The following is a 25,000-nucleotide window of genomic DNA, read 5'->3' as shown; positions in this document are numbered from 1 at the left end:
AAAAAGCGCCAAGTTGGCGCTTTTTTAGTTTAAAAGAGACTATATTCTGTTTAAAATAGCTCTTCTTCCGTTTTCGTGTCTTCTTCAAATATATTTTCTACATCTTGCAGTACATATTTAGTAGGTGCAGTACCTTTATCAAAATATTCAAAGCGGCTAGTGTAGTCATTCTTTTTACTTAATAGTCCTGTTGCTAAGTCGATACGTACCGATACTAGATCTTCAGGCGGTTCGATCGGCGCCTCAGGCTTACCATCAAGCGCTACACGCATAAAATCAACCCATGCAGGCTGTGCTGTTTTTGCACCAGACTCAGCACCGGAGATTTGAGCACTGGATAAGTTATTGTTGTAAGTTGAGCGTCCAAGTGGATTGCCTGGATTATCAAAACCTACCCAAACGGTTGTTAATACGTTTCGATTGAAACCACTAAACCAAGTATCAACAGAGTCATTGGTTGTACCAGTTTTGCCAGATAAATCGCGTCGATCTAATGCTTGTGCGCGCCAACCTGTACCACTCCAGCCTGTTTTATGACTCCAACTGCCACCACCCCATATAGCGCTGTTCATAGCGTCAGCAACTAAGAATGCATTTTGTTTAGAAATGATACGCGGAGCACAGCGAGGGAGGGTGGGTATATCTGCGTTATTTTGTTCGTGTTGATTTAATTGTGTCGTTGTTAACGTTTGATCTGCAAATAGCTCATTTTCTATAGCATCACAGGTTAACAAAGGCTCAGTTTTAAATAGTATTTCACCAGTAAAGTCTTGGATTTCGCTTATAAAATAGGGTGAAATCAAATGGCCACCGTTTGCAAATGCACTCATACCACGGGCAAGTTCTATCGGTGTTATTGAAGCACTGCCTAATGCCAAAGATTCACTGCGATTGATATCTGTATTTTGAAAACCAAACTTAAGTAAATGATCCGCTGTACGCTGCAAACCAACACCACGTAATAAACGCACTGAAATAACGTTTTTAGATTGTGCTAAGGCGCGGCGAATACGAATAGGACCATTATATATCGCAGGGCTATTTTTAGGTCGCCATGCAACACCTAGGCTTTTATCCCACTGATTAATTGGCGCATCGTTTAAAATTGAGGCCAGCGTATAACCACTGTCAAGCGCAGCAGAGTAAATGAAAGGTTTAATATTTGAGCCGACTTGTCGCTTTGCTTGAACTGCACGATTATATTGGCTTTGTTCAAAGCTATAGCCGCCGACAATGGCCTTAATTCGGCCATCATTAGGGTCTAAAGACACTAATGCACTTGATGCTTCAGGAAGTTGGCTAAGTACATAGCTATTGTCTTTATTTTTGCGAAGCCAAATTTGCGCGCCTGGGTTGAATATATCGCTTACTTTTTTAGGCGGAAAACTTTGGCGGTAGCGCGTAATGTATTTACGCGCCCATTTTAAACCATCCCAATCAAGCGTCACTTGTTCGCCATTTTTGAGTAACGCAGTTGCTGTTTTTTCATCAACGCTCAGTACGGCTGCTGCCAGTAATGGGCCAATTTCCTTTACTGATTTGAGTTTATCTATAATATCAGCGTGGCTTAATGCGGTTTGAGTCTCAAAATCCCACAGTAACTGCGTTATACCTCGGTAGCCGTGGCGCATATCGTAAGCATGTAAATTATCAACAATTGCTGTTTGAGCTGCTTTTTGTACATCAGACTCAACGCTGGTATAAACTTTAAAACCAGTGTTGTAAGCGCGTTCATAGCCATAGCGTTCGACCATTTCTGCGCGTACCATTTCAGAGATGTAAGGTGCGTATAACTCAATCTCAGCACCATGGAAACGGGCTGTAATTGGCTCGTTAATCGTACTTTCGTAGAGTTCACGCGTTATGTGTTTTTCATCAAGCATTCGGCCAAGTACAACGTTTCGTCGAGCTTTAGCACGTTCAGGATTACGAATAGGGTTTAAGGCAGAAGGGGCTTTTGGTAAACCTGCTAGCATCGCCATTTGTGCTAAAGTTAATTCCTTCAGTTCTTTTCCGTAGTATACTTGAGCTGCAGCACCAATACCGAAAGCACGATTGCCTAACTCAATCTTATTAAGATACAAAGCAAGTATTTCATCTTTGGTTAGTAAGTTCTCAATATGCAGTGCAATGAAGATTTCTTTAACTTTACGAATATAGGCTTTTTCTCTTGTTAAGAAAAAGTTACGAGCAAGCTGCATTGTAATAGTACTTGCGCCTTGTTTTTTCTCGCCAGTTGAAACAAGCACTAGCGCTGAGCGTACGATACCGATAGGATCAATGCCTATATGATCGTAAAAACGGGAGTCCTCAGTAGCCAAAAGTGCGTCAATTAATGGTTGAGGGATCTCATCTATCGTAACGGGAATACGTCGTTTTTCACCAAATTGGTTGATGAGCAGCCCGTCGCGAGAAAAAACTTGCATCGGTGTTTGCAGTTGTACATCTTTTAAAACTTGCACACTGGGGATGTCAGATTTAACGTAATAATAAAGGCTTAGTAAAGTAATAAGCCCAAGAAATGTGCAAATGATAAAAAATTGTAAAGTTCGTTTGAATAAAATCACGTATATTTTCCCGAAATGGACTCCCAATTAGAATCGTAGACTGATAGTATATATTGATTAAAAAATGAATAATATTTTTTCAGACAAAAATTATAACTTGTTTATTATTAAAACAAAGGCAAAGTTGCAAACATGTTAAGCCAATTCTTTAATAAGTCGTCATCTGTGATGATAGGGATAGACATCGGTTCACACGCTATCAAAGCGGTGTTACTGAATGAAACGGACAGTGGCTATCGGCTAGAGGCGTTAGCAATTGAGCCCATGCCCAAAGGCGCAATGTCCGAACGTAGCATTCAAGATATTGAAGCTATTGGGAACATTATAAATAAATTAAAACGTAAATTGCCTAAGACGGTTCAATTTGCGGCGGTTGCAGTATCTGGGCAAACCGTTATCACGAAAGTGATTTTTATGGATGTTACGCTCAGTGATGCCGAACTGGAATCACAGATAGAAATAGAAGCAGATAGCCTTATTCCCTATCCACTTGATGAAGTTAGCCTTGATTTTGAAAAACTGGCAACTAATGAAGCGGACCCATCAAAAATGAACGTATTGCTTTCAGCAGCTCGAACAGAGAGTGTTGAAGCGAGGGTTGGTGCTCTGGAGACCGCAGGTTTGATTGCCAAGGTTGTAGATGTTGAAAGCTACGCGTTAAGCCGTGCTATGGACGTTTATTATCAACAACTACCAAGTGATGCATTTAACAAATGTGTTGCTGTGGTTGATATAGGTGCAGTGTTGATGTTGGTCAGCGTGGTGCTCGGCGGTGAAACAATCTATACACGAGACCAGGTTTTTGGTGGTGATCAATACACAAATAGTATTGTAGCTTACTATAACAAAAGCTTTGATGAGGCCGAGATAGGTAAAACAACGGGGGATTTACCACCTAATTATACCTTTGAGGTTCTAGCGCCTTTTCAAACTTCGTTGTTACAGCAAGTTCGACGTGCTGTACAAATGTTTTTAACCACCAGTGGCAAAGATCAAATAGATTACATTGTTTTGACTGGTGGCACAGCCATGATAGATGGTCTTGATAGATTGTTAATTGAAGAGTTAGGTATACATACTATTGTTGCTGAGCCTTTTGAGAATATGGATGTTTCACCTAAGGTTGACCGCAATGTGCTCAAGCGTCATCGTACGCAGTTTGCAATTGCAACAGGACTGGCATTAAGGAGTTTTTCATCATGCCACATATAAATCTGCTGCCATGGCGTGAACAGCAACGAAAGCAATCACAAAACAAGTTTGCTACGATCTTATTTTTGGTGGTGTTTGTGAGCTTTTTGAGCATGTATATGCTGAGCACGTATTATGGCAATCTTAGAGATGGTCAAAATATTAAGAATAATTATTTAAGTACTGAAATAACTCAGTTAGACATGCGGATTCGTGAAATACGAGAGTTAGATAAAAAGAAAGAAAGCTTGCAGCAGCGTATGCGACTAATTGAAGAGTTGCAGAGTAACCGAAATCTTGGCACCCAAATTATGGATGAAGTTGCCAAAATTGTACCAGCCGGAGTTTATCTAACGAAGTTAGAGCGCCGCGGTAATACAATTCATGTGGTTGGGCGTAGTGAATCTAATAATCGTCTATCGACCATGCTACGCGAAGTGCAAGGCTCCTATTTATTAGAAAAGCCCACCATGCAAGGTATTGTTGCGGGTGAAACGTCATCACGTCTGTTGAGTGATTTTAATATGGAATTTTATGTAAAAGCCTTTGATAAAATTGGAGAGGTTAAGCAATGAGCCTTGATATCAAAGCATTGACAGAAATCGAATGGAATGAGATCGAATTAGAAAATATTGGTGATTGGCCAATTGTAGTGAAAATAATTTGCTGTGCATTTATTGCTGCCTTAGTCTTGTTTTTTAGCTACAGCTTATTGGTTTCTGATGAGATTGACAGTTATCATAGCTCTGTTTCGCAAGAAGTTGAGCTACGAAGCACTTATCGTGTTAAGTACGCTGTAGCCAGCAATTTAGAAATTTATCGCCAACAAATGGTTGAAATGGAAGAGAAGTTCTCTCTACTTTTAAAGCGATTACCCACCTCGAATGAAACGCCTGGTTTGCTAGATGACTTATCATATGTAGGCACTACAAGTGGTTTAACCTTTTTAAAAATTGGTTGGCTACCAGAAGTTGAAAAAGAATTTTATACCGAGTTACCGATTAAAATTGAAGTGGTAGGGACTTATCATGAATTTGGAGACTTTGTCGGAAAGGTAGCTCAACTGCCGCGTATTGTAAGCCTGCATGACTTTTCTGTTAATAGTTTTAGCTCAGGAAAGCTAATATTTAGTGTTGTAGCGAAAACATACCGCTACGAGAGTGAACCCAAAAAAGTAGGGGCTAAAAAATGAAAAAGTTAGCGCTTATCTTTTTTGCCACCGCACTGATCACAGCATGTAATGATGATACCTCTGAACAAAAAGAGTTTATTGATCAGGTTAAAGCCAGTACAACGCCAAAAGTTGAGGCAATCCCTAAGCTAATTCAGTTTGAGCATTTTGAATATAACTCGCGACAACTACGTAGTCCTTTTGTTGCACCACAGCCTGAAATTATTCAAAATAATATGATACAAGTAAAAAACTGCCTACACCCAGATCCAAAGCGTATGCGTGAACCTTTAGAAAAATACCCTTTGGATAATTTAGCGATGAAAGGAACATTAGGGTCAAGTGGTGAAATGTGGGCATTAATAAGAGCCGCAGACGAAACCCTGCATAGAGTGACTGTTGGGGATTATTTAGGTTTGTATCATGGCGAAGTTCAAAATGTTAAAAGTGATTTTATAGAATTGTTAGAATTAATTCCCGATGGGTCTGGTTGTTGGAAAGAGCGCCTGACGAAGCTTGAAATGTTAGAGGCGCCAAAGAATGACGCGAGTTAAAAATCAAAAAGGTAAAAATAAAATGTATAAGGGAGTATCTTGGAGTCGTCGCATTCATCATGTCATGTTTGTTGTTGTAGCCCTGTTTATAACACAGTCAGCGATCGCAGCACCGCTGTTATATGATATTCGTTATAATCCTTTATTAGCTGGAGAAACGGAATTACAGCTAGTATTTGACGAAGAGTTAAAACAAGCACCTAAAGTTCAGGTGTTTAATAACCCAGCTCGCATTGAAATGCGTTTTAACGCAATGGATGTTGACGATGATCTTGGTGACGTGCAAATCAACCAGTCAGGTATAGTGAAAGTTAGCAGTGTTGCCACTGATGGTAATTTAGTTGTTACTGTTCACTTAGAGCGATTAAAAATTTATCAAACTAAAGTAAAAGATAACCTTTTATCACTGCATGTTTCAGATAACCCTTTAGCAATAGAGGCGACTCCAGAAGGTGAGGCTAGTGACGCCAATGGCAGTTATATAAACAGTATTCAATCGATTGATTTTCGCCGTGGCGAAAAAGGAGAGGCGCGCGTTCTTGTCTTCTTAAAGGATACTCAAGCGGCTATTGATGTACATGAAAGTGGTGGTAAGATTATTGTAGACTTCCATCATACAGATATTCTCGATGAGCTTTTGTATGAATTGGATGTGCTTGATTTTGGTACGGTCGTCAGCTCAATTGAGACATTTAAAGAAGGTAGTGTAAGTAGAATGGTGGTTGCACCTAATGCAGCTTTTAAATTTACTTATCAGCAAATAGAAAACATTCTTACTTTAAGTGTAGAAAAAGATAATACTCAACGTTCATATTTAGATGGTGGCAAGGAATATCAGGGTCGTCCTATGACTCTAAATTTTCAAGACATCTCAGTACGCGCCGTTTTGCAAATTATTGCAGGGTACAACGACTTTAACTTGGTAACGAGTGATTCTGTTGAGGGAAATATTACTTTGCGCTTAGATGGCGTTGCCTGGGATCAAGCCTTAGATGTAGTCTTAAGAGTTAAGGGCCTAGATAAGCGTATGGATGGTTCAATCTTAATGGTTGCTCCATCAGAGGAATTTGCAGAGCGTGAAGCGAAAGAGCTTAAAGCAAAGCAACAAGTTGAAGAGTTAGAGCCGTTATACAGTGAGTACATTCGTTTAAATTATGCAAAAGCAGAAGAGTTTGCTGATTTATTAAAAACGGATACTAACAGTATTATAAGTCAGCGCGGCAGTGTATCTGTTGATAAGCGTACTAATACGCTTCTAATTAAAGATACGGTTGGTAGTATTGAAAGTATTCGCCGAATGGTTGAAACGCTAGATATCCCAGTAAGACAGGTTTTAATAGAATCTCGTATGGTAACAGTGCGTGATAATGTAAAAGAAGATTTGGGTATTCGTTGGGGATTCAGTGATCAGCAAGGCAGTGATGGTATTTCAGGGACTTTAGAAGGCGCTAATACAATTTCTAATGGCACAATACCAGGTGTATCCGATCGCTTAAATATCAACTTACCTATTGCGAACCCAGCGGGCAGTATTGGTATGCACGTTGCTAAACTGGCAAATGGTACTTTGATAGATTTAGAGTTAACGGCGTTGGAAGAAGAGAATCGCGGTGAGATTATCGCAAGTCCACGTATTACGACTGCAAACCAACAAAAAGCGAGGATTGAACAAGGTACTGAAATACCTTATGTCGAATCAGCTTCAAGTGGTGCAACAACCGTAACATTTAAAAAGGCAGTACTAAGTCTCGAGGTGACGCCTCACATCACACCAGATAATAAAGTGATACTCGATTTAGTAATTACCCAAGATACACGTGGTGATACAGTACAGACGGGAACAGGCCAAGCGGTTGCTATTGATACACAGCAAATTAAAACGCAAGTATTGGTAGAAAATGGCCAAACAATTGTACTGGGTGGAATATTCCAACAACAAATCATTAATTCAACCAAAAAGGTACCATTATTGGGCGATATTCCTTATTTAGGCGTATTGTTTAGAAGTACCAGTGAGTTTAATGAGAAAAAAGAGTTGTTGATATTTGTAACACCTAAGATTCAAGTTGATTAATTTCGCTCTCGACTTGTGTTAGTTTAATATTTTTGTAGCGTTTTATTTTTTAGTTGGTGCGTACTTAAATACTCACCAACTTGGATTTTAAACGGCTATAATATGAGAATGTTTTTACCCATATTGAAATGTAAATGTGGGTAAAAATAGAGAGAATGGTGGAAATATTGTGTTATTAAGCCATAGAAAAGTTATGGCTTAGGTATCACACCACAATAAAAGCACTTTGGGTTGGATGTTTTTTGACCGCAAAATGTTAGCCGAACCTATTTTTGGTCGGTTTTTTCTTAATCAATGAGCATTTATTCACTTTAATTGCTCGTTAGTTGGCTTTTTGTTCTATTTGACTTGAAATACCTAATCAATTACTGAGATAATCCCCTCCTTAATTTTGGGGCCAGGTCGTTAGGCGGGGTTTTATTTCAAATTTTAGAGTTCGTTTGTACTAAAAGATATGGCTGAGAAACGTAATATATTTCTAGTTGGTCCTATGGGGGCTGGCAAAAGCACAATTGGTCGTCACATTGCTGACCAATTGCACCTTGAATTTGTCGATTCTGATCAAGAAATCGAACGCCGTACCGGTGCAGATATTGCCTGGGTGTTCGATCTTGAAGGTGAAGAAGGCTTTCGACTTCGTGAAGAAGGCGTCATTGGTGACTTAACCGAAATGCAAGGTATTGTACTTGCTACTGGTGGTGGTTCCGTGATGAGTAAAGAAGTTCGAAATAAGCTTTCGGCTCGAGGTATCGTTGTATACCTAGAGACACCTATCGAAAAGCAAGTTGCACGCACGCAGCGCGACAAGCGTCGCCCATTACTGCAAACAGAAGAAGCACCTCGTGATGTATTAGAGCGCTTAGCTGAAGAACGCGAACCGTTATATAAAGAAGTTGCTGATTTTACTGTACGCACTGATGAGCAAAGCGCTAAAGTTGTTGCTAATCAAATCATTGAGAAATTAGATTTTTAAATACCAATAAGAAAGGATGCTAGCGATGCTTGAATTAACTGTTAATTTAGACGAGCGAAGTTATCCTATCTATATTGGTCAATCTGCACTTCAACAGACTGACAGGCTACTTCATCATATTGGTGATTGTCGACCTATCATTATCACTAATGACACCATTGCACCTTTATACTTAAGTGATGCAATGGCGTTATTAGCTGATTTCAATCCGCTAAATTTTATAATTCCAGATGGTGAGCAATATAAATCACTAGAATGGTTTGAGAAAATTTCAGCATTCCTACTTGAAAATAATTGTGGCAGAGATACCTGTTTAATCGCTCTTGGTGGTGGTGTTATAGGTGATCTTACTGGCTTTGTTGCTGCGTGTTATCAACGCGGTGTTCCGTTTATTCAAGTACCAACTACATTACTATCGCAAGTTGATTCATCAGTTGGCGGTAAGACAGCGGTTAACCATCCTTTGGGTAAAAACATGATTGGGGCATTTTATCAGCCACAAGCTGTGTTTATCGATACTAAATCATTGCATACACTCCCTGCTCGTGAATTTGCAGCCGGTATGGCTGAAGTCATAAAATATGGTTTAATTTACGATACTGAGCTATTTGGTTTTTTAGAGAACAATGTTGCTCAGTTACAAGCTTTGGATGAAGAAACAATTCAGCATGTTATTTTTCGTTGTTGTGAAATCAAAGCGTTAATAGTTACACAAGATGAAAAAGAAGCAGGTCTGCGGGCTTTACTTAATTTGGGTCATACATTTGCTCATGCAATTGAAGCTCAAATGGGGTACGGACAGTGGCTACATGGCGAAGCTGTAGCGACAGGTATGGTATTAGCTGTGCAACTTGCACATACGCGAGGTGATTTAACCGAGCAAGAAGTGACAAGAGTGTGTGACTTGATTACCAAGTATAATTTACCAGTTGTGATCCCTGAGATTATGACTAGTGAGCACTTTTTGCATCATATGCGTAAAGATAAAAAGAATAAAAAAGGGACTATTCGTTTTATTTTACCTACTCAATTTGGCCAATGTGCATTGGTTGATGATGTCTCAGATCAGCAAGTCCGAGATTTAATAGGGCGCTAATGCAATCGCAAATTTTACCAAGCCGTGCGGCTTTGGTTGATCGTATTGCCCTTCAGTTTGAATACGGGCAAAGTCTTATTGCTCTGCTAGGCTCTTCAGGGCTTGGTAAAAGTTACCTTCTAGAAACCTTCATTACAGATAAATATAGCGACTTTAATAAAGCATTTGTTCAGCTATCGGCTCGAATGACCGACGTTCAATTAATGGGTGAATTACTTGAACAGAGCTTTCGTGCACCATTAATAGATCAAAACCTTAGTTTGTCAGAGAATTTTTATCAGCTTGCGAAGCAGCAAAATTGTGGTGCGTGTTTATGGGTTCTCGATGGTGGAAGACACCTGTCAGATGAAATGGCTGAAGAGTTAGTTAAACTTGCAAAGCAAAGTCCCACTACGTTGTATATCTTAGTTGCCACACAGGTTGTGGCACAATTTAGTAGTAGTGTAGAAATTCACCTTGAAGCGTTATCAATTGCTGAAAGTAAGCAGCTTATGAGCTGGTATTTTAAAGATCTCCCGATAAATGAAGATCCTGTTTTTCAAACTTTTTTGCATGAAACTCACGGTAATCCTAGTTTACTCTTAGCTTGGGAGCCGACCCTGCATAGCGCAAAAGTTGAACCAAAAGCGAAGCCATCATGGCCAATTCATTTAGTAACATTAATGCTGATTATTATGTTATTGATTATTGGTTTTTTATACCAGTCAGATATGACCCGTTGGTGGAAAGACGTTTATCAGGTGCAGCCTGAGCAAGCAATTCCTACCGCATTAAGTGTTAACACGTTTAAATCAGGTGCTGAGGATAGACAGAACACAGATGTAATTACATTGGCCGATAATACGGATAGTGAGCAGTTGCTTGTAGATGAAAGTATTGAAACAAAGAGTAGTAAAGTTAATGCTATCGCCAACGATACACCAATTGAGCTTGATGCAATTGAGTCACCCTCTGCCACTCATAAAAATAACGTAGCGGCTATTTTAGATAGTTTAGCCATAAGTGAGCAAAAGAAAGATCCAGTAAATATTGTTGAACAACCAAGCAAGGTAATCGACGTTTCGATTGCAGAATTACCAGCAGATAATGCGTGGTATTTATCACAAACGGACAACAATGTAGTTATTCAATTATTAGCCGTTACTCAGCAGTCTGTTAGTGAGCAATTTATTGCCCAACAGCAATTACAAGCAAATGCTAAAGTGTACCAAACATGGCGTAATGAAAAGCTGTGGTGGGTTGTCACCTATGGTAATTATCCAAGTATGCAAGCAGCGCGCGCTGTGTTACCAAGCCTACCCGAGCAAGTTCGTAAAAATCAGCCTTTTTATAAAAAAATTGCCAAAATAAAACAAGAAATTGCATTACTAGATCAGTAAATTAGTACTGATTAGTGTAAAATTGCGATACACACGTTTGAAGTAAAGAGCCGATGCAGAAAAAGACCAGAGCCTTCCTTAAATGGGCCGGCGGAAAATACAGCTTAGTTGAAGATATTAGTGCCCGTTTGAATCTAGCGAGCAAGCATGCTGACACATTAGTTGAACCGTTTGTGGGTGCTGGTTCAGTATTTTTAAATACTGATTTTAAGCATTATATTTTAAATGATATAAATGCTGATCTGATCAATCTTTATAACGAATTAAAAAGTTCGCCAGATGAATTTATAAGTGATGCAAAAAAACTGTTTGTAGATCTTAATAACCATGCTGATGCTTACTATGATTACCGTGTGCAGTTTAATCAAAGTAATGACATTTATGAGCGTGCTATTTTATTTTTGTACATGAATCGTCATGGCTACAATGGTTTGTGTCGTTATAATCTGAAGGGAATTTTTAATGTTCCATTTGGTAAGTATAAACGTCCTTATTTTCCTGAAAAAGAAATGTACTTTTTTGCTGAGAAAGCGCAGCAAGCCACATTTACCTGTCTAGGTTATGATGATGTGTTTAAGTTAGTACCCAGCAATGCGGTAATTTACTGCGATCCACCGTATGTGCCTTTAAGTAAAACAGCGTCATTTACCTCTTATGCTAAAGGGGGCTTTAATTTAGATGATCAAGCGAACTTAGCGAACTTAGCTGAGCAAGCAGCCTTTGAGCAAAAGACACCGGTATTGATTTCGAACCATGATACTGTCTGGACGCGAAAAATATACAGTCAAGCAACGCTGAATGAAATTCAAGTAAAGCGGACTATCAGCCCAAAAGGTGGTTCACGCAATAAAGTAAATGAACTAATGGCTATGTATTTAGCACCCAAGTCACCACGCCATAAATAGCGGCTACAAAAAATACAAATAAAACAATAGCGATGAGAATAATACTCAATGGGGAGTGTTGTTTGAAGTCAGATTGGCGCTTTTTTTCAGATTGCACACCAAAAAAAGCCGCTACGACACTTTGTAGAGCATCGAGTAGTTGTCGCATTTAATTAAAAGTTCGGGCTAAGTGAGCGTGCTTTTTTTGGTTCATCTGAGCTGGTAAGCAATTCTAATAAATCTAAGTAATGAAATTGTGCACTACGGCTGTCGCCAGTGATCCAAGACATCCAACTAGACTCTTGTTCAAGGTGCATACAGTGAACAGGTACGACAGAGATAACCTCTGCATTGTTTTGGCAATGATTGGCAGCGATGATTACATCATCATTTTGAGAAAAATAGGTTACTGTTAAAGTAGTGACAACAGTAGCAATTAAGATCCCAGTTTTAAAAGCACGCATTTTATCTAACCCAAAGTGGTATGACTTACCCAAGCATACATAAAGAATGCTTAAATAACAACCTTAATTTATACTTAACAAATATAAATGTTTAATATAATTAATAGCTTAAGGTAAATGTAATGTTTTAAAAAAGTTGTTTTTTAATTGCTCTTTAGATATCTGCAATAGAGCATATGTTCTATATTGGGATGATCCTTGGGGATCTTCGCTATTTGGGTTACATTAGGCACATACATGCAATTTAGGCTGTGACTCATAAAGAGTTAGCCACAATCGAATCTATGGGTTTGTTTATGTTAGATACTTTGCCAAAATATTTAATCGCTCCGTCAATTTTATCAGCTGATTTTGCGCGATTAGGAGAAGATGTTGATCGTGTTTTAGCCGCAGGTGCGGACGTGGTCCATTTTGATGTCATGGATAACCATTATGTGCCAAACTTAACCATCGGCCCTATGGTTTGCAAGGCGTTGAGAGATTACGGTATTACAGCGCCAATTGATGTGCATCTAATGGTAAAGCCGGTAGATAGCTTGATCCCGCAATTTGCCGAAGCTGGCGCATCCATTATTACTTTTCATCCAGAAGCAAGTGAGCATATAGATCGCACTTTACAGTTGATCAAAGATCACGGCTGTCAAGCGGGCTTAGTATTCAACCCAGCTACGAGCTTAAGCTATTTAGAGCATGTGATTGACAAACTCGATGTGATCTTACTTATGTCGGTTAATCCAGGGTTTGGCGGACAGAGTTTTATTCCTCATACTTTGGAAAAGTTACGCCAAGCACGAAAAATTATTGATGATTCAGGCCGTGCAATTCGTTTAGAAGTTGATGGTGGTATTAAAGTCGATAATATTGGTGCTGCTGCAGAAGCTGGTGCTGATATGTTTGTTGCGGGCTCTGCAATTTTTAATCAGCCAGATTATAAAGTGGTTATTGATCAAATGCGTGAGCAATTACAGGTTGTTAAATAATGAAATATGAAGCCGCTTTGTTTGATCTAGACGGCACCCTTGTCGATAGTGTGTATGATTTATATATAGCGATGAATCTGACTTTATCTGACTTAGCTTTTCCGATTGTAAGCCAGCGTTTAGTCGAAAGTTGGGTGGGTAATGGCATTGATGTTTTGGTTAAACGAGGCTTAAGTGGCGATATGCAAATAAGTGAGCATTTAGACTCAGCGCTTGCAGATAAAGCGATTGCACTTTTCTATGGTCACTATGAACAGCAGGTCGGCGAGTACAGCGTATTATATCAACATGTAGAAACAGGTCTGGCGGCATTACGCGGTATGCCAAAAGCGTTAATCACTAATAAAGCACGACGCTTCACTGAAAAGCTACTTGATAAGTTGGCTTTAACAAGTCATTTTGATGTAATAGTATGTGGTGATGATATGGCTAAAAAGCCGTCACCTGAGCCACTGTTGTTTGCTTGTCAGCAATTAAATGTACAAGCGAGCCAAGCAATTATGATCGGTGACTCAAAAAGTGATATTTTAGCGGCGCAAGCAGCCAGGATAGACGTGATTGCGTTGACTTATGGTTATAACCAAGGGGAGAGTTTAAGTGATTATAATCCGCAGTACCTCTGCGGTACATTCTTAGATATACTACCGGTGCTTAATCAGCGGTAAACGACATTTAATTTTAGTATTTTAATTTTAGCAATATAAAGGAACATCATGAGTAAACCAGTAGTGTTAAGTGGCATTCAGCCAACCGGTGGTATGACAATAGGCAACTATGTTGGCGCTATTAACCAGTGGCTTAAGCTACAGGAAGACCACGAAAGTTACTTTATGCTGGTTGACTTGCATGCGATAACAGTACGCCAAGATCCAAAGTTGCTTCGGTCACGTGTATTAGATGGCATCGCGCTTTATGCCGCATGTGGTATTGATCCAGAAAAAGCCGCGTTATTTGTGCAATCACAAGTGCCAGAGCATGCACAATTAGGTTGGGTATTAAATTGTTATGCGCAAATGGGCGAGCTGAATCGCATGACCCAGTTTAAAGATAAATCATCAAAGCATGCTAACAATGTGAACGTTGGTTTATTTGCTTATCCGGTATTACAGGCCGCTGATATTTTGCTTTATCAAGCAGATCAAGTACCAGTGGGAGATGATCAAAAACAGCATTTAGAACTTACGCGTGATATCGCGACACGTTTTAATAATTTATACGGCGATGTGTTCACAGTTCCTGAACCTTATATCCCTGAGTTCGGCGCGCGTGTAATGAGCTTACAAGATCCACTTAAAAAAATGTCTAAATCTGATGAAAATCCAAATGGTTACATCATGTTGTTAGATGAACCGAAAAAGATCGAGAAAAAGCTGAAAAAAGCAGTAACTGATTCAGACGAGCAGGCACGTATTTATTTTGATCGTACTGAAAAACCAGGTGTATCTAATTTACTTACTCTTATGTCAGTAGCAACTAAACGTTCAATTGAAGAGTTAGTGCCAGAGTACGAAGATAAAATGTATGGTCATCTGAAAAAAGACACCGCTGATGCTGTTGTTAGCATGATTGAGCCAATTCAAGCGCGCTTTAAAGAAATTCGTGAAGATCAAACATTGCTTGATAACATCATGAGGACAGGAGCCGAAAAAGCCAGCGCACGTGCAGAGGTAACGTTAAAGGCAGTTTACAATGCACTAGGATTTATACCACGCCCGTAATCTCGCTTTAGTCGATAAAAAACCGCTTTCGAATACTATTTCGAAAGCGGTTTTTTATTTTTAAGCAAATCGTATTCTATCTACACTAACATATTGGCTGTGTAGCTTTTATTAAACAGCATTATAGGTTATCGAGCTTATCTGATAATTCTTTGTTTATTTTTTTGTGTATGTCGCTCATTGATTTTTCTAAGCTCATATCTAGTTTTGTACTTAAGCTGCTTTGAAATGCTTGTTCTTTTGTATGTGAGTATTGTGTTATCGATTTAGGGAGGTGAGCACTGCTAAGTTGTTGCATTACTAACTCAGGCTTACCCGCCGCCATTGTCGCAGATGAAGTAAATGCCGCCGTGATAATTAATGCTGATAGTGTTTTTTTGATTAAATTTTTCATAATAGAATCCTATTGTTTATTTAATATATAAGAGCAAAAGTTAACTGCGAATAGTTTAGCGGTTAGGTTTGCTGTTGACGGTGATAAGAATAGCGCTAGGATTTACTAAAGTCGCTTATCTAGATATAAGCAATTAATTGATAAGGTTCTTTGTTTTATTATCATTTAAAATCATGGCGTTACTTTTAAATGTTATATTTATAGATAAGGTTTCACTACATAATTTCTCGTCCCTGTGCTAGGGTTGCAGCATACAAAAAAAGAAATAATGATTATGAATTATCAAATCGGACCTTGGCAATTTATTGAAAGTCGCTGTGTTGTCGTTGCAGAAAATATAGAACGAGAATTAGATCCGTTACTGGTTAAATTACTCATGCACTTTATTAGTAAGCCGCAACAAATTATTGCTCGCCAAGAGCTGGTTGAGCAGGTATGGCGGCAAAGTTTTGTTGATGATAATGCCATCAACCGCGCTATTTCAGAGCTTCGTAAGCAACTATCTCACCCTGTAGAAAAAGCACCTTTATTAAAAACTCACTATCGTAAAGGCTATAGCTTGAGCGTTGCGGTGACATTGTTAACGGCAACGGAATTAACGACAACTGAGCAAGCGAAAATAGGGCTGCCCTCAAAAACAGCTATAAAGGAGTCCTTAGATAGCAAAAACGTAGGATCCACGGTTATAGAAACGCTTACTGAGCACAATAATCTAGAATCACTTGATGTTGTGAAGTCGAATAAAAGTAAGCAATACGGCCTGTATGGCTTGGTGTTAATTATCTTCTTTACTCTTACCGTTATAGGCTGGTTTGTAATACAAAAGCCAGTTAAATCAGAGGATATAGCGCAATTTAGTGTGATTAACACCAACACAAAAATCACCCCAAGTACTTGGAATATAGGGGCGGAATCAGTGCCTTTACTGTCCTTTGATAAGCAGTTTTTAGGTTACAGCAATAGCGATATGATGACTCAGCAATCTCGCGCATATGTGAAGCGGATAACGGATCAACGAGAAATCCAACTTGATTACAAAGATTACGATGTGTCTATATTATCCTGGCAGCATAAGCAGCACAGTGTATTGCTACAAGCGACTAAATTAGCAGAACAACAATGTTTAATGGTGTTAATCGATTTACATGAGTTTCCTAATGTAGGTAGTAAACAAGTTATACGTGACTGCGATTTACGCTATACAGGTTATGCACAGCTTGATGAAAGCGGTAAGTTTTTATATTATTCTGAATATAAAAACAAGCAAGGCGGAGCGGGGCTTTACAGATATAACACCTTTTCAAAACAAGAAACAACGTTAGTGCCAAGTTCTGAAGTGATGTTTGGTGTGCTGATTCCACGCATTTCTCCTTCAGGTAAATATGTAGGCTATATTCAAGCTACGCAAGGACAACCTTTTTCACTTTTTGCCTACAATTTGCAGACAACAGAGACTAAACGCTTGTTCCAAGCAGAGGCGAAAAGTATTAGCTTCGCATTTGATTGGATACCTGATGAAGAAAGTGTACATATCTCTGAAAATGACAGATTAACCACTGTCAATATAGCTGACAATAAAACAACTGTTCGTAAGATATCACCTTATATTTCACCTTATTATATTGCAGCTCAATCTTTAAATAGCTTTTATTTTTCTCCATCACAAACACAGCAATTTTCGATTTTCAAGGTAACCGATTTATTTTCGCAAAAGATGCAAGGACAGCGGTTATATGAATCACAAGGTAATAATTATAATGCGGCTCCCTTTAATAAGGATGGGTATGCAAGTACATTATTCGTCTCTAGTCGTTCAGGAAGCGCCCAGTTATGGTCAGATACACAAGGGCAACAAACCCAACTAAGTGATTTTACTGTTGAGCATGGCACGCCTAGCTTTGGCTTTGTGCGAATGTCAGGGAACGACAAGTTTTTACTATTAAAGATCAATAAAGAGTTAACATTTTTCGACCTTCAGACTAATAAGCTACATGCAGTAGAGGAGTTAAAAGGATTAAAAATTGTTAGCTATGCTTGGTCAGATAATAGCGAGAAAATATGGTTTATTGAGCAGCAGGCTACAAGCTATCAATTATGGCAGTTTAACCTGCTAACGCGTGAGCTAAATAAACGTAATGATATAGCCCCTTACACTTTGATCAATAATAACCAGGGAAAAAGCTTTGCTGTGACGAATGAAGAACTAGTAAGATTAGCAGATAATAAACGTTGGCAGATCCCCAAAGCACAGCAAGCGACTTCGTTTCACGCAATTAATACAGAGTATTTATATATAAGCGATGGCATCTCGCGCGTGGCTCGATTTAATTTGGCGAATAGTGAAACGGAAGAAGTGCACGTTAATTTTAAATCATTTTCTTTTAACGTAAACGACAATAACGAGCTGTTATTTAACCGCCGTGATGTTAAAGACACACAGATAAAGTTAGTGAGTTGGTAGCTCGTCGCCTGCAGCCAGTTTTTACGTGTTTTGCTGCTATGGATACATCTGATTGTTCGACACCTTAAAAGTAAAGTGTCAATGATGAAGCTATTTTTCTTATCTTTTTTTTCATTAAGTATCAGCCTGTTCCTGCTTTTACTTGGTAGTTACTTTGATGTGTTGATACACAATAGTGCACATTCAATTGCTAAATTTATGCGGTTTGGTTTTGAAGTAACGCCGTTTCCAATCGAAATGGCAATAAATTTTGTAATAGTGTTTTTTGCTATGCTTTTATTGCAAGTATCAATGTATGTCGCTGCATTGCCTTTCAAAGCAAAAAGACATGCTACAGAAATTAAAGCTAAAACAAATAGGCCTTAACTTTGACAATAGACAGTTGTGTTCTTTTTGACCGCCTTGCTGTGACGGTCAACTCTCAATCGCCAATTCTAAATAAATAAGCAAATTTGGTTACTTGGCCAACCTTAAGAAAGTAGTTTACTACAAACATAGAGTGATGTTTTCTTATTGTGGCCTGCTTTATGGGCTGTCAAAATAAGACTGCCACAATTTTTAAAACCCTTATTTTAATAATAAGGGCTTTAAGTAATGGCCCGTATGTGAGCGCTCACATTCAGCGACTTCTTCCGGCGTACCAGCAATGAGAATTTCACCACCACCGGCGCCACCTTCAGGACCTAAATCAACAATCCAATCTGCTGTTTTTATCACATCTAAGTTGTGCTCAATGACAACAATCGTATTGCCATGGTCACGTAAACGATGCAAAACGACAAGCAGTTGTTCAATATCGGCAAAGTGTAGCCCTGTGGTTGGCTCATCAAGAATATACAAGGTTTTGCCGGTATCACGCTTTGATAACTCTCGAGCGAGTTTAACTCGCTGTGCTTCACCGCCAGAGAGTGTGGTAGCAGCTTGACCTAAACGAATATACGATAAACCAACATCCATCAATGTTTTTAGTTTGCGTGCAATTGCTGGTATTTTATCAAAGTAGTCATGCGCATCTTCAACAGTCATTTCAAGTACTTGATGAATATTTTTGCCTTTGTATTGTACTTCTAAAGTTTCGCGGTTATAACGCTGCCCTTTACATACATCACATGGGACATAAACATCCGGTAAAAAGTGCATTTCGACTTTGATTACGCCGTCACCTTGGCAAGCTTCACAGCGTCCGCCTTTAACGTTAAAGCTAAAACGACCTACTTTATAACCACGAGAACGTGACTCTTGTGTGCCGGCAAACAACTCACGAATACCTGTAAATATACCGGTATAAGTTGCAGGATTTGAGCGCGGAGTACGGCCAATTGGGCTCTGGTCGATATCAATGACTTTATCAAAGTGTTCAAGGCCGCTAATTGATTTATATGCAGCGGCTTCTGCGGTTGTGGCACCATTGAGCTCAGTATGTGCAAGCTTAAATAAAGTGTCGTTTATTAGCGTTGATTTACCTGAGCCAGACACACCCGTAATACAGGTCATTAACCCAAATGGAATTTTTAAATCTACATTTTTAAGATTGTTGCCTGTAGCGCCAAATAACTCTAACCACTTATCATTAATAAGGTGGCGTTGTGCGGGTACTTCAATTTTACGTTTACCAGATAAAAACTGGCCAGTGACAGATTCTTCGCTTGCTAAAATATCATCACGAGTACCTTCAGCTATAACATAACCTCCATGCACACCAGCACCTGGACCAATATCAATAATATGATCAGCCGCACGAATAGCATCTTCATCGTGTTCTACGACAATAACTGTATTGCCTAAATCACGTAAGTGAATAAGGGTTTGTAATAGGCGGTCGTTGTCGCGTTGATGTAAACCAATTGAAGGTTCATCAAGTACGTACATAACACCGACAAGACCTGCACCAATTTGGCTCGCTAGGCGAATACGCTGTGCTTCACCACCTGATAAGGTATCGGCGCTGCGCTCAAGTGAGAGGTAATTTAAACCAACATTGATTAAAAATGACAAACGATCGCGAATTTCTTTTAAGATCTTTTCTGCGATCTGGCCTTTTTGACCCGTTAAGCTTAGCCCTTCAAAAAAGGCCATGGCTTCACCAATACTCATTGAAGTAATGGTTGGTAAATTAGTTTGACCTATAAATACGCTACGCGCTTCTTGGCGCAATCGTGATCCCTTACAGCTTGGACATGCTTGGCTTGTTTGGTATTTTGCTAGTTCTTCGCGTACAGAGTTTGATTCTGTCTCGCGGTAGCGGCGGTTCATATTATTGAGCACGCCTTCAAACTCATGGTTACGGGTAATTAAATCACCACGGTCATTACGGTAGTTAAAAGCGATTTTGGTATCGCCAGAGCCTTCAAGAATTATTTTTTTAGCATCTTTAGTGAGTTCTTGAAAAGGGACTTCTAAATCAAATTTATAGTGATCGGCAACGGCTTGCAGCATTTGGAAATAATAAAAGCTGCGTTTATCCCAGCCCTTTATAGCGCCACCTGACAAACTAAGTTCCGGGTTTTGTATAACGCGATTAGGATCAAAGTACTGACGAACGCCTAAACCATCACAGCTTTGACATGCTCCTGCGGGATTGTTAAATGAGAACAGGCGCGGTTCAAGTTCACTCATTGCATAGCCACACGTTGGGCAAGCAAAATTAGCAGATAAAAGCAGCTCTTCGCTATCAGGGTCATCCATTGAGGCAATAGTTGCAACGCCTGATGAAAGTTCTAAGGCTGTTTCAAATGACTCAGCTAAACGTTGTTGTAGGCCATCTTTTACTTTAAAGCGATCAACCACAACTTCTATCGTGTGCTTTTTATGTAATTCTAAAGTTGGGGGATCTGATAGGTCACATACTTCACCGTCAATACGGGCACGAATGTAACCTTGGCTCGAAAGCTGCTCAAGTAATTTTACGTGTTCGCCTTTACGCTCTTTTACTACGGGAGCAAGCAACATTAATTTACTGCCTTCAGGAAACGCTAAAACAGTGTCGACCATTTGGCTCACTGTTTGCGCAGCAAGGGGTAAATCATGTGTAGGGCAACGCGGCTCACCAACACGGGCAAACATTAAACGTAAGTAATCATATATTTCGGTAATGGTACCAACGGTTGAGCGTGGGTTATGCGACGTTGATTTTTGCTCAATTGAAATGGCGGGTGATAAGCCTTCAATATGATCAACATCGGGTTTTTCCATTAAAGATAAAAATTGTCTGGCGTAGGCCGATAAAGATTCAACATACCGACGTTGCCCTTCTGCATATAACGTATCAAATGCTAAAGACGATTTACCTGAACCAGATAGGCCAGTGATAACAATTAATTTATCACGGGGGATGGTTAGGCTGATGTCTTTTAAATTGTGCGTTCGGGCGCCTCGGACTTCAATGTTTTCCATGCTATCTCGTTTCATTACCAAATTGATTTACTGAGTATCTCATAATACGACAGAAGATTAATCCTTGATCAATGAAAAATCATCGCTTAGAGGCGATTATTTATTAGCGAGCTTGTGGTAGAATCCCTGCTCGAATTTTAATAGACAGCAAGAACACGCGAATCATGACAGCATCTTCACTCAATTCACGAGAAAAACGCGCCGCAGTTTCCCTAGCGAGCGTGTTTGCATTTCGTATGCTTGGCCTATTTATGTTAATGCCAGTACTGGCTATTTATGGGCAAGATTTATCTGGTTTTTCACCGCTTTGGATTGGTTTTGCAATTGGCGCGTATGGATTAACGCAGGCTGTATTACAAATTCCCATGGGTTGGCTTTCCGATAAAATCGGCCGCAAAAAAGTTATTGTTGGTGGCTTATGCGTATTTGCTTTGGGCTCTGTTATTGCAGCCATGGCTGATTCTATGCAAATGGTTACCGTAGGTCGTGCATTACAAGGTATGGGAGCTATTGCCAGTTCTTTACTTGCCTTTGCCTCCGATTTAAGCCGTGATGAACAACGTCCTAAGGTGATGGCTGTGATTGGTATGAGTATTGGTATGAGCTTTGCTGTAGCCATGTTACTTGGGCCGATGGTTGCTGCTTCTTGGGGAATTGCGGGGGTATTTTGGCTTACCGCTATTTTGGCTGTTGCGGGTATTTTTATCGTACTGTTTTTAGTCCCAAAAGCCGTAAATAAAGCCCCGAAGGGCGATACATTGGCAAGCTTCACTGATATTAAAAAATTGATTAAACACCCCCAATTAGCTCGTTTAGATTTAGGGGTTATGTTGTTACATTTAACGCTTACGACTATTTTTGTTGCATTACCAGGACAACTAATTGCCAAGGGGTTAGCTGCACAATCACATTGGCAAGTGTATATTCCCGTACTCATATTAGCATTTTTATTAATGGCGCCAGTGATGATTATTGCCATTCGTAAAGAAAAAGAAAAACAAGCGTTTATTGGCTCTATCGCCTTACTGGCACTGAGCATGTTGGCAATGGCGTTTGGCGTAAACTCAGTAATAGGCATGGCGTTATGTATGTTGGCATACTTTATTGCGTTTAATTTTTTAGAAGCCACCATGCCCGCCTTGGTTTCGCGGTTAGCGCCAGCTAATCAAAAAGGATCTGCGATGGGGGTATTTTCATCGGGGCAGTTTTTTGGTGCATTTTTAGGTGGTATTTTAGGGGGTTACGTTGCGCAATCAACAACCCCGCAAGCAGTGTTTGCCGCAGCCGCAGTTGTTGGGGTAATATGGCTTATCCTTGCGTGGAATATGCAAGTCCCGCCAAGAAGTAAAATGATAAGCTTAATGACAGAATTAAGTAACGAGGAGCAAGCGCAATCCCTCGCTTCTCGTTTAGTTGCTTTGCCGGGCGTAATTGAAGCAACAGTAGTTTGTGATGAAAATCGCAGTTATTTAAAGATTGATGACAAAAAATTTGACCTAGACCAAGCCCGAAAAATGGCTGGTTTAATCTAACGTTTATAGGAGAGTAGTCCATGGCACGCGGTGTAAATAAAGTAATCTTGGTTGGTAATTTAGGTCAAGATCCAGAAGTACGTTATATGCCTAATGGCAACGGTGTAGCGAACATTACTTTAGCTACTTCAGATAGCTATAAAGATAAAAATACCGGTCAAATGGTTGATAAAACAGAATGGCACCGCGTAGTATTTTTTGGCAAGCTAGCTGAAATTGTAGGTGAATACTGTCGTAAAGGTTCGCAAATTTACGTTGAAGGTAAACTTCAAACACGTAAGTGGACTGATCAACAAGGCCAGGAAAAATACACGACAGAAATCGTTGTTGATGGTTTCACTGGCCAAATGCAAATGCTGGGCGCACGTGGCGGCGACCAACAAAGTGGTGGCTATCAAGGTGGCCAGCAAGGCGGTGGTCAATCTCAAGGTGGTTATCAGCAGCAAAATGCACCACAACAAGGTGGTTATAACCAACAAGCAAACGCACCAGCAGCACAACCACAACAAAGCTACTCACCTGCTCCACAGCAAGCACCTGCGGCTCGTCCACAGTCAGCGCCTGCAGCAGCACCACAGCAAAGTAATCAATATCAAGGTGGCCAAGGTGGCGGATATGCTCCACAAGGCGGCGGACAGCCGCAAGGTGGGTTTGCACCTAAACCACAAAGTGCCCCACAAGGCGGCGCGTCAAATCCGATGGAACCACCAATCGATTTTGACGACGATATCCCGTTCTAAATGATATAAAGTTATTAGTGTTAAGTTAATCTTAATTTACAATTAGATTTAGTGCTTATAAAACAAAGAATTAGATTGAATTGAAAGCCTCTTTTAAATGTTAAGTTTAGAGAGGCTTTTTTATTATTTAATAAAAAGTAAACTTAAAAAATCGTATAATAAATATATTGTAAAGTTATCTATTTTCTACTATCTTTAGTTTAAAGTTAGGAGAGATTATGAAAGTAGAAATTATTACACATGAATCAGGAGATTTACTCCCATTGCTACTTGATAGTAACGGCATGCCCATTCCTGCACCTAATGAATTTATTATAAGTCGTCGGTCATTAAGCCCAAACACACTTGTTCGTAACCTTCGAGAGTTATCTGTTCTTTATCTTTGGCTTGAAAGTGAGAGCATTGATTTAGAGTTACGTATTACAAGTAAGAAATTTTTTAATGAAGCTGAGATTAAAGGTGGATTGGTTGAGTATTTAAAGCGGGATCATGAAAAACGTAGAAAGGTAAAAAAAATAGTTGTTACACCAAACACCTTCAATCAAAGGTTAACAACAGTAAGGCAATTCCTGTCTTGGTATATTGATGTAGTTATGGGAGCAATTCCTTTTTCATCTAGTTCATACGAACAAACCCTTGCTAATAAGCAAATATTACTAGAGTTCTTAGAGACTTCATTCATAAATGCCCCTCCAGTTAATAGATCACAAAGCAAAGGTTTAAATGGTAGAGAAACTGATTTCTTACTAACGATATTGAGCCCAGATAATAAACAAGCATTTGGCAGAGATCCTGCCGTGAAATATCGTAATTATATACTTACCTCGATAATGCTCTATTACGGTTTAAGGCCCGGTGAGTTACTTAGCTTAAGAGTTGAGGATATTACTATTGGAGCTATATCATCAATTCGAGTGGAGCGAAGACGGCCTGATCCGCAGGATACGAGAAAACCAAGACCACAAATAAAACGTAATGGGCGTATTCTACCAATTGAAGACCCTAACTTCGCTAAAAACATAGATATTTATATAACTGAATGGAGAGATGTACTGGAAGAAAAGTCAGAACAAGAATCTGATTATCTAATATTAAGCGATGATGGAGAGCCTTTATCTCAATCATCTATTACTCAGTTTTTTCAATTATTACGCAAGAAATATTCAAATGATCTTCCTTCTCATTTAACGGCAAAGGCTTTGAGGCATAGTTTTTCATCACAAATGGAAAGAACTCTTCGCTATTCTGGTATGGATGAAGATAAACGAAAGCAAGCATTGGCGTACCTTCGGGGCGACAGTAGTTTATCGTCACAAGATGTCTACATTGCTCAAGAAGTTGAAGAACAGGCTAAAGTAGCCTTACAAAAATATCAACGTGATTTAATAATGGAGGACATACCTTGGTGAGAAAGTTAAATATGCAAGAA

22 protein-coding genes are annotated in these 25,000 nt (G+C 39.4%); 17 read left to right on the top strand and 5 right to left on the bottom strand.

The window, feature by feature from the left end:
- Positions 1-50: 50 nt before the first annotated feature.
- On the bottom strand, positions 51-2,567 hold the full coding sequence (locus A7967_RS14070; protein ID WP_054204880.1) for a penicillin-binding protein 1A: 2,517 nt from the start codon (positions 2,565-2,567) through the stop codon (positions 51-53).
- Positions 2,568-2,699: 132 nt separating this feature from the next.
- Between A7967_RS14070 and A7967_RS14065 the strand changes: the two genes are divergently transcribed.
- The 9 genes from A7967_RS14065 to A7967_RS14025 all read left to right on the top strand — a co-directional run bounded on the left by A7967_RS14065 (position 2,700) and on the right by A7967_RS14025 (position 11,910).
- On the top strand, positions 2,700-3,779 hold the full coding sequence (locus tag A7967_RS14065; protein ID WP_054204879.1) for a pilus assembly protein PilM: 1,080 nt from the start codon (positions 2,700-2,702) through the stop codon (positions 3,777-3,779).
- Positions 3,767-4,333 (top strand): PilN domain-containing protein, encoded by a 567-nt coding sequence (locus tag A7967_RS14060; protein ID WP_054204878.1) that lies wholly within the window; start codon positions 3,767-3,769, stop codon positions 4,331-4,333. Before A7967_RS14065 ends, A7967_RS14060 begins: the two co-directional genes overlap by 13 nt.
- On the top strand, positions 4,330-4,950 hold the full coding sequence (locus tag A7967_RS14055; protein ID WP_054204877.1) for a type IV pilus inner membrane component PilO: 621 nt from the start codon (positions 4,330-4,332) through the stop codon (positions 4,948-4,950). The genes A7967_RS14060 and A7967_RS14055 overlap by 4 nt, the downstream gene beginning before the upstream one ends.
- Positions 4,947-5,483: a pilus assembly protein PilP gene (locus A7967_RS14050; RefSeq protein WP_054204876.1), complete on the top strand. Its 537-nt coding sequence runs from the start codon at positions 4,947-4,949 to the stop codon at positions 5,481-5,483. Before A7967_RS14055 ends, A7967_RS14050 begins: the two co-directional genes overlap by 4 nt.
- 22 nt (positions 5,484-5,505) lie before the next feature.
- On the top strand, positions 5,506-7,557 hold the full coding sequence (locus tag A7967_RS14045) for a type IV pilus secretin PilQ (RefSeq protein ID WP_405633184.1): 2,052 nt from the start codon (positions 5,506-5,508) through the stop codon (positions 7,555-7,557).
- Positions 7,558-8,011: 454 nt separating this feature from the next.
- The gene (gene aroK, locus A7967_RS14040) at positions 8,012-8,530 is read left to right on the top strand and encodes a shikimate kinase AroK (protein WP_054204874.1); all 519 of its coding nucleotides are present in this window, start codon (positions 8,012-8,014) and stop codon (positions 8,528-8,530) included.
- Positions 8,531-8,555: 25 nt separating this feature from the next.
- Complete coding sequence (aroB, locus tag A7967_RS14035; protein ID WP_054204873.1) at positions 8,556-9,626, top strand: 3-dehydroquinate synthase; 1,071 nt, start codon at positions 8,556-8,558, stop codon at positions 9,624-9,626.
- The gene (locus A7967_RS14030) at positions 9,626-11,005 is read left to right on the top strand and encodes an AAA family ATPase (protein ID WP_054204872.1); all 1,380 of its coding nucleotides are present in this window, start codon (positions 9,626-9,628) and stop codon (positions 11,003-11,005) included. The genes aroB and A7967_RS14030 overlap by 1 nt, the downstream gene beginning before the upstream one ends.
- Before the next feature lie 53 nt (positions 11,006-11,058).
- On the top strand, positions 11,059-11,910 hold the full coding sequence (locus A7967_RS14025; protein WP_054204871.1) for a Dam family site-specific DNA-(adenine-N6)-methyltransferase: 852 nt from the start codon (positions 11,059-11,061) through the stop codon (positions 11,908-11,910).
- Here the strand turns inward: A7967_RS14025 and A7967_RS22430 are convergent.
- Entirely contained in the window at positions 11,873-12,058 is a 186-nt protein-coding gene (locus A7967_RS22430) for a DUF2970 domain-containing protein (RefSeq protein ID WP_082355688.1), read from the bottom strand. The two genes, A7967_RS14025 and A7967_RS22430, sit on opposite strands and share 38 nt — an antisense overlap.
- Positions 12,059-12,062: 4 nt before the next feature.
- Complete coding sequence (locus A7967_RS14020) at positions 12,063-12,353, bottom strand: hypothetical protein (RefSeq protein WP_054204951.1); 291 nt, start codon at positions 12,351-12,353, stop codon at positions 12,063-12,065.
- Positions 12,354-12,649: 296 nt separating this feature from the next.
- On the opposite strand from A7967_RS14020, the gene rpe reads away from it, so the two are divergent.
- The 3 genes from rpe to trpS are packed head-to-tail and all read left to right on the top strand — an operon-like array spanning position 12,650 to position 15,051.
- The gene (rpe, locus tag A7967_RS14015; RefSeq protein WP_054204950.1) at positions 12,650-13,333 is read left to right on the top strand and encodes a ribulose-phosphate 3-epimerase; all 684 of its coding nucleotides are present in this window, start codon (positions 12,650-12,652) and stop codon (positions 13,331-13,333) included.
- On the top strand, positions 13,333-13,998 hold the full coding sequence (locus A7967_RS14010) for a phosphoglycolate phosphatase (protein WP_054204870.1): 666 nt from the start codon (positions 13,333-13,335) through the stop codon (positions 13,996-13,998). The genes rpe and A7967_RS14010 overlap by 1 nt, the downstream gene beginning before the upstream one ends.
- 48 nt (positions 13,999-14,046) lie before the next feature.
- Positions 14,047-15,051 carry a tryptophan--tRNA ligase gene (gene trpS, locus A7967_RS14005; protein ID WP_054204869.1) on the top strand — a complete coding sequence of 335 codons (1,005 nt, stop codon included), beginning with the start codon at positions 14,047-14,049 and terminating at the stop codon, positions 15,049-15,051.
- Between the two features lie 121 nt (positions 15,052-15,172).
- On the opposite strand, the gene A7967_RS14000 is transcribed toward trpS, so the two are convergent.
- Positions 15,173-15,445: a hypothetical protein gene (locus A7967_RS14000; RefSeq protein WP_054204868.1), complete on the bottom strand. Its 273-nt coding sequence runs from the start codon at positions 15,443-15,445 to the stop codon at positions 15,173-15,175.
- Positions 15,446-15,719: 274 nt separating this feature from the next.
- On the opposite strand from A7967_RS14000, the gene A7967_RS13995 reads away from it, so the two are divergent.
- Positions 15,720-17,906 (top strand): winged helix-turn-helix domain-containing protein, encoded by a 2,187-nt coding sequence (locus A7967_RS13995; RefSeq protein WP_054204867.1) that lies wholly within the window; start codon positions 15,720-15,722, stop codon positions 17,904-17,906.
- 81 nt (positions 17,907-17,987) lie between these two features.
- Positions 17,988-18,272, top strand: coding sequence for a hypothetical protein (locus tag A7967_RS13990; RefSeq protein WP_157601486.1), 285 nt, complete (start codon positions 17,988-17,990; stop codon positions 18,270-18,272).
- A 201-nt stretch (positions 18,273-18,473) separates the two neighbouring features.
- Here A7967_RS13990 and uvrA read toward each other — a convergent pair whose 3' ends face one another.
- Positions 18,474-21,299: an excinuclease ABC subunit UvrA gene (gene uvrA / locus A7967_RS13985; RefSeq protein WP_054204865.1), complete on the bottom strand. Its 2,826-nt coding sequence runs from the start codon at positions 21,297-21,299 to the stop codon at positions 18,474-18,476.
- A gap of 164 nt (positions 21,300-21,463) precedes the next feature.
- Here uvrA and A7967_RS13980 point away from each other — a divergent pair, with 164 nt between their 5' ends.
- From A7967_RS13980 to A7967_RS13970, 3 genes are all read left to right on the top strand, one after another.
- The gene (locus A7967_RS13980) at positions 21,464-22,831 is read left to right on the top strand and encodes an MFS transporter (RefSeq protein ID WP_054204864.1); all 1,368 of its coding nucleotides are present in this window, start codon (positions 21,464-21,466) and stop codon (positions 22,829-22,831) included.
- A gap of 20 nt (positions 22,832-22,851) precedes the next feature.
- A complete protein-coding gene (gene ssb / locus A7967_RS13975) occupies positions 22,852-23,571 on the top strand; it encodes a single-stranded DNA-binding protein (protein ID WP_064435813.1) in 720 nt (239 codons plus the stop codon).
- A 218-nt stretch (positions 23,572-23,789) separates the two neighbouring features.
- Complete coding sequence (locus A7967_RS13970; protein WP_054204862.1) at positions 23,790-24,980, top strand: site-specific integrase; 1,191 nt, start codon at positions 23,790-23,792, stop codon at positions 24,978-24,980.
- The last annotated feature ends 20 nt before the right edge of the window (positions 24,981-25,000 follow it).

It is taken from the genome of Pseudoalteromonas neustonica, from assembly GCF_001653135.1.
Lineage (GTDB): Bacteria > Pseudomonadota > Gammaproteobacteria > Enterobacterales > Alteromonadaceae > Pseudoalteromonas > Pseudoalteromonas neustonica.
Note: the sequence above shows the minus strand (reverse complement) of the source record. Positions and strands in the feature narration are given on the sequence as shown.

Excerpts from the sequence above, each read along its gene's own strand:
- A7967_RS13995 (WP_054204867.1), top strand. The coding sequence starts at position 15,720 with ATGAATTATCAAATCGGACCTTGGCAATTTATTGAAAGTCGCTGTGTT.
- uvrA (WP_054204865.1), bottom strand. The coding sequence starts at position 21,299 with ATGGAAAACATTGAAGTCCGAGGCGCCCGAACGCACAATTTAAAAGAC.
- A7967_RS13970 (WP_054204862.1), top strand. The coding sequence starts at position 23,790 with ATGAAAGTAGAAATTATTACACATGAATCAGGAGATTTACTCCCATTG.
- A7967_RS13990 (WP_157601486.1), top strand. The coding sequence starts at position 17,988 with ATGATGAAGCTATTTTTCTTATCTTTTTTTTCATTAAGTATCAGCCTG.
- A7967_RS14045 (WP_405633184.1), top strand. The coding sequence starts at position 5,506 with ATGTATAAGGGAGTATCTTGGAGTCGTCGCATTCATCATGTCATGTTT.
- aroK (WP_054204874.1), top strand. The coding sequence starts at position 8,012 with ATGGCTGAGAAACGTAATATATTTCTAGTTGGTCCTATGGGGGCTGGC.
- rpe (WP_054204950.1), top strand. The coding sequence starts at position 12,650 with ATGTTAGATACTTTGCCAAAATATTTAATCGCTCCGTCAATTTTATCA.
- aroB (WP_054204873.1), top strand. The coding sequence starts at position 8,556 with ATGCTTGAATTAACTGTTAATTTAGACGAGCGAAGTTATCCTATCTAT.
- A7967_RS14065 (WP_054204879.1), top strand. The coding sequence starts at position 2,700 with ATGTTAAGCCAATTCTTTAATAAGTCGTCATCTGTGATGATAGGGATA.
- A7967_RS14030 (WP_054204872.1), top strand. The coding sequence starts at position 9,626 with ATGCAATCGCAAATTTTACCAAGCCGTGCGGCTTTGGTTGATCGTATT.
- A7967_RS22430 (WP_082355688.1), bottom strand. The coding sequence starts at position 12,058 with ATGCGACAACTACTCGATGCTCTACAAAGTGTCGTAGCGGCTTTTTTT.
- A7967_RS14060 (WP_054204878.1), top strand. The coding sequence starts at position 3,767 with ATGCCACATATAAATCTGCTGCCATGGCGTGAACAGCAACGAAAGCAA.
- A7967_RS14055 (WP_054204877.1), top strand. The coding sequence starts at position 4,330 with ATGAGCCTTGATATCAAAGCATTGACAGAAATCGAATGGAATGAGATC.
- trpS (WP_054204869.1), top strand. The coding sequence starts at position 14,047 with ATGAGTAAACCAGTAGTGTTAAGTGGCATTCAGCCAACCGGTGGTATG.
- A7967_RS13980 (WP_054204864.1), top strand. The coding sequence starts at position 21,464 with ATGACAGCATCTTCACTCAATTCACGAGAAAAACGCGCCGCAGTTTCC.
- ssb (WP_064435813.1), top strand. The coding sequence starts at position 22,852 with ATGGCACGCGGTGTAAATAAAGTAATCTTGGTTGGTAATTTAGGTCAA.
- A7967_RS14000 (WP_054204868.1), bottom strand. The coding sequence starts at position 15,445 with ATGAAAAATTTAATCAAAAAAACACTATCAGCATTAATTATCACGGCG.
- A7967_RS14020 (WP_054204951.1), bottom strand. The coding sequence starts at position 12,353 with ATGCGTGCTTTTAAAACTGGGATCTTAATTGCTACTGTTGTCACTACT.
- A7967_RS14050 (WP_054204876.1), top strand. The coding sequence starts at position 4,947 with ATGAAAAAGTTAGCGCTTATCTTTTTTGCCACCGCACTGATCACAGCA.
- A7967_RS14010 (WP_054204870.1), top strand. The coding sequence starts at position 13,333 with ATGAAATATGAAGCCGCTTTGTTTGATCTAGACGGCACCCTTGTCGAT.
- A7967_RS14025 (WP_054204871.1), top strand. The coding sequence starts at position 11,059 with ATGCAGAAAAAGACCAGAGCCTTCCTTAAATGGGCCGGCGGAAAATAC.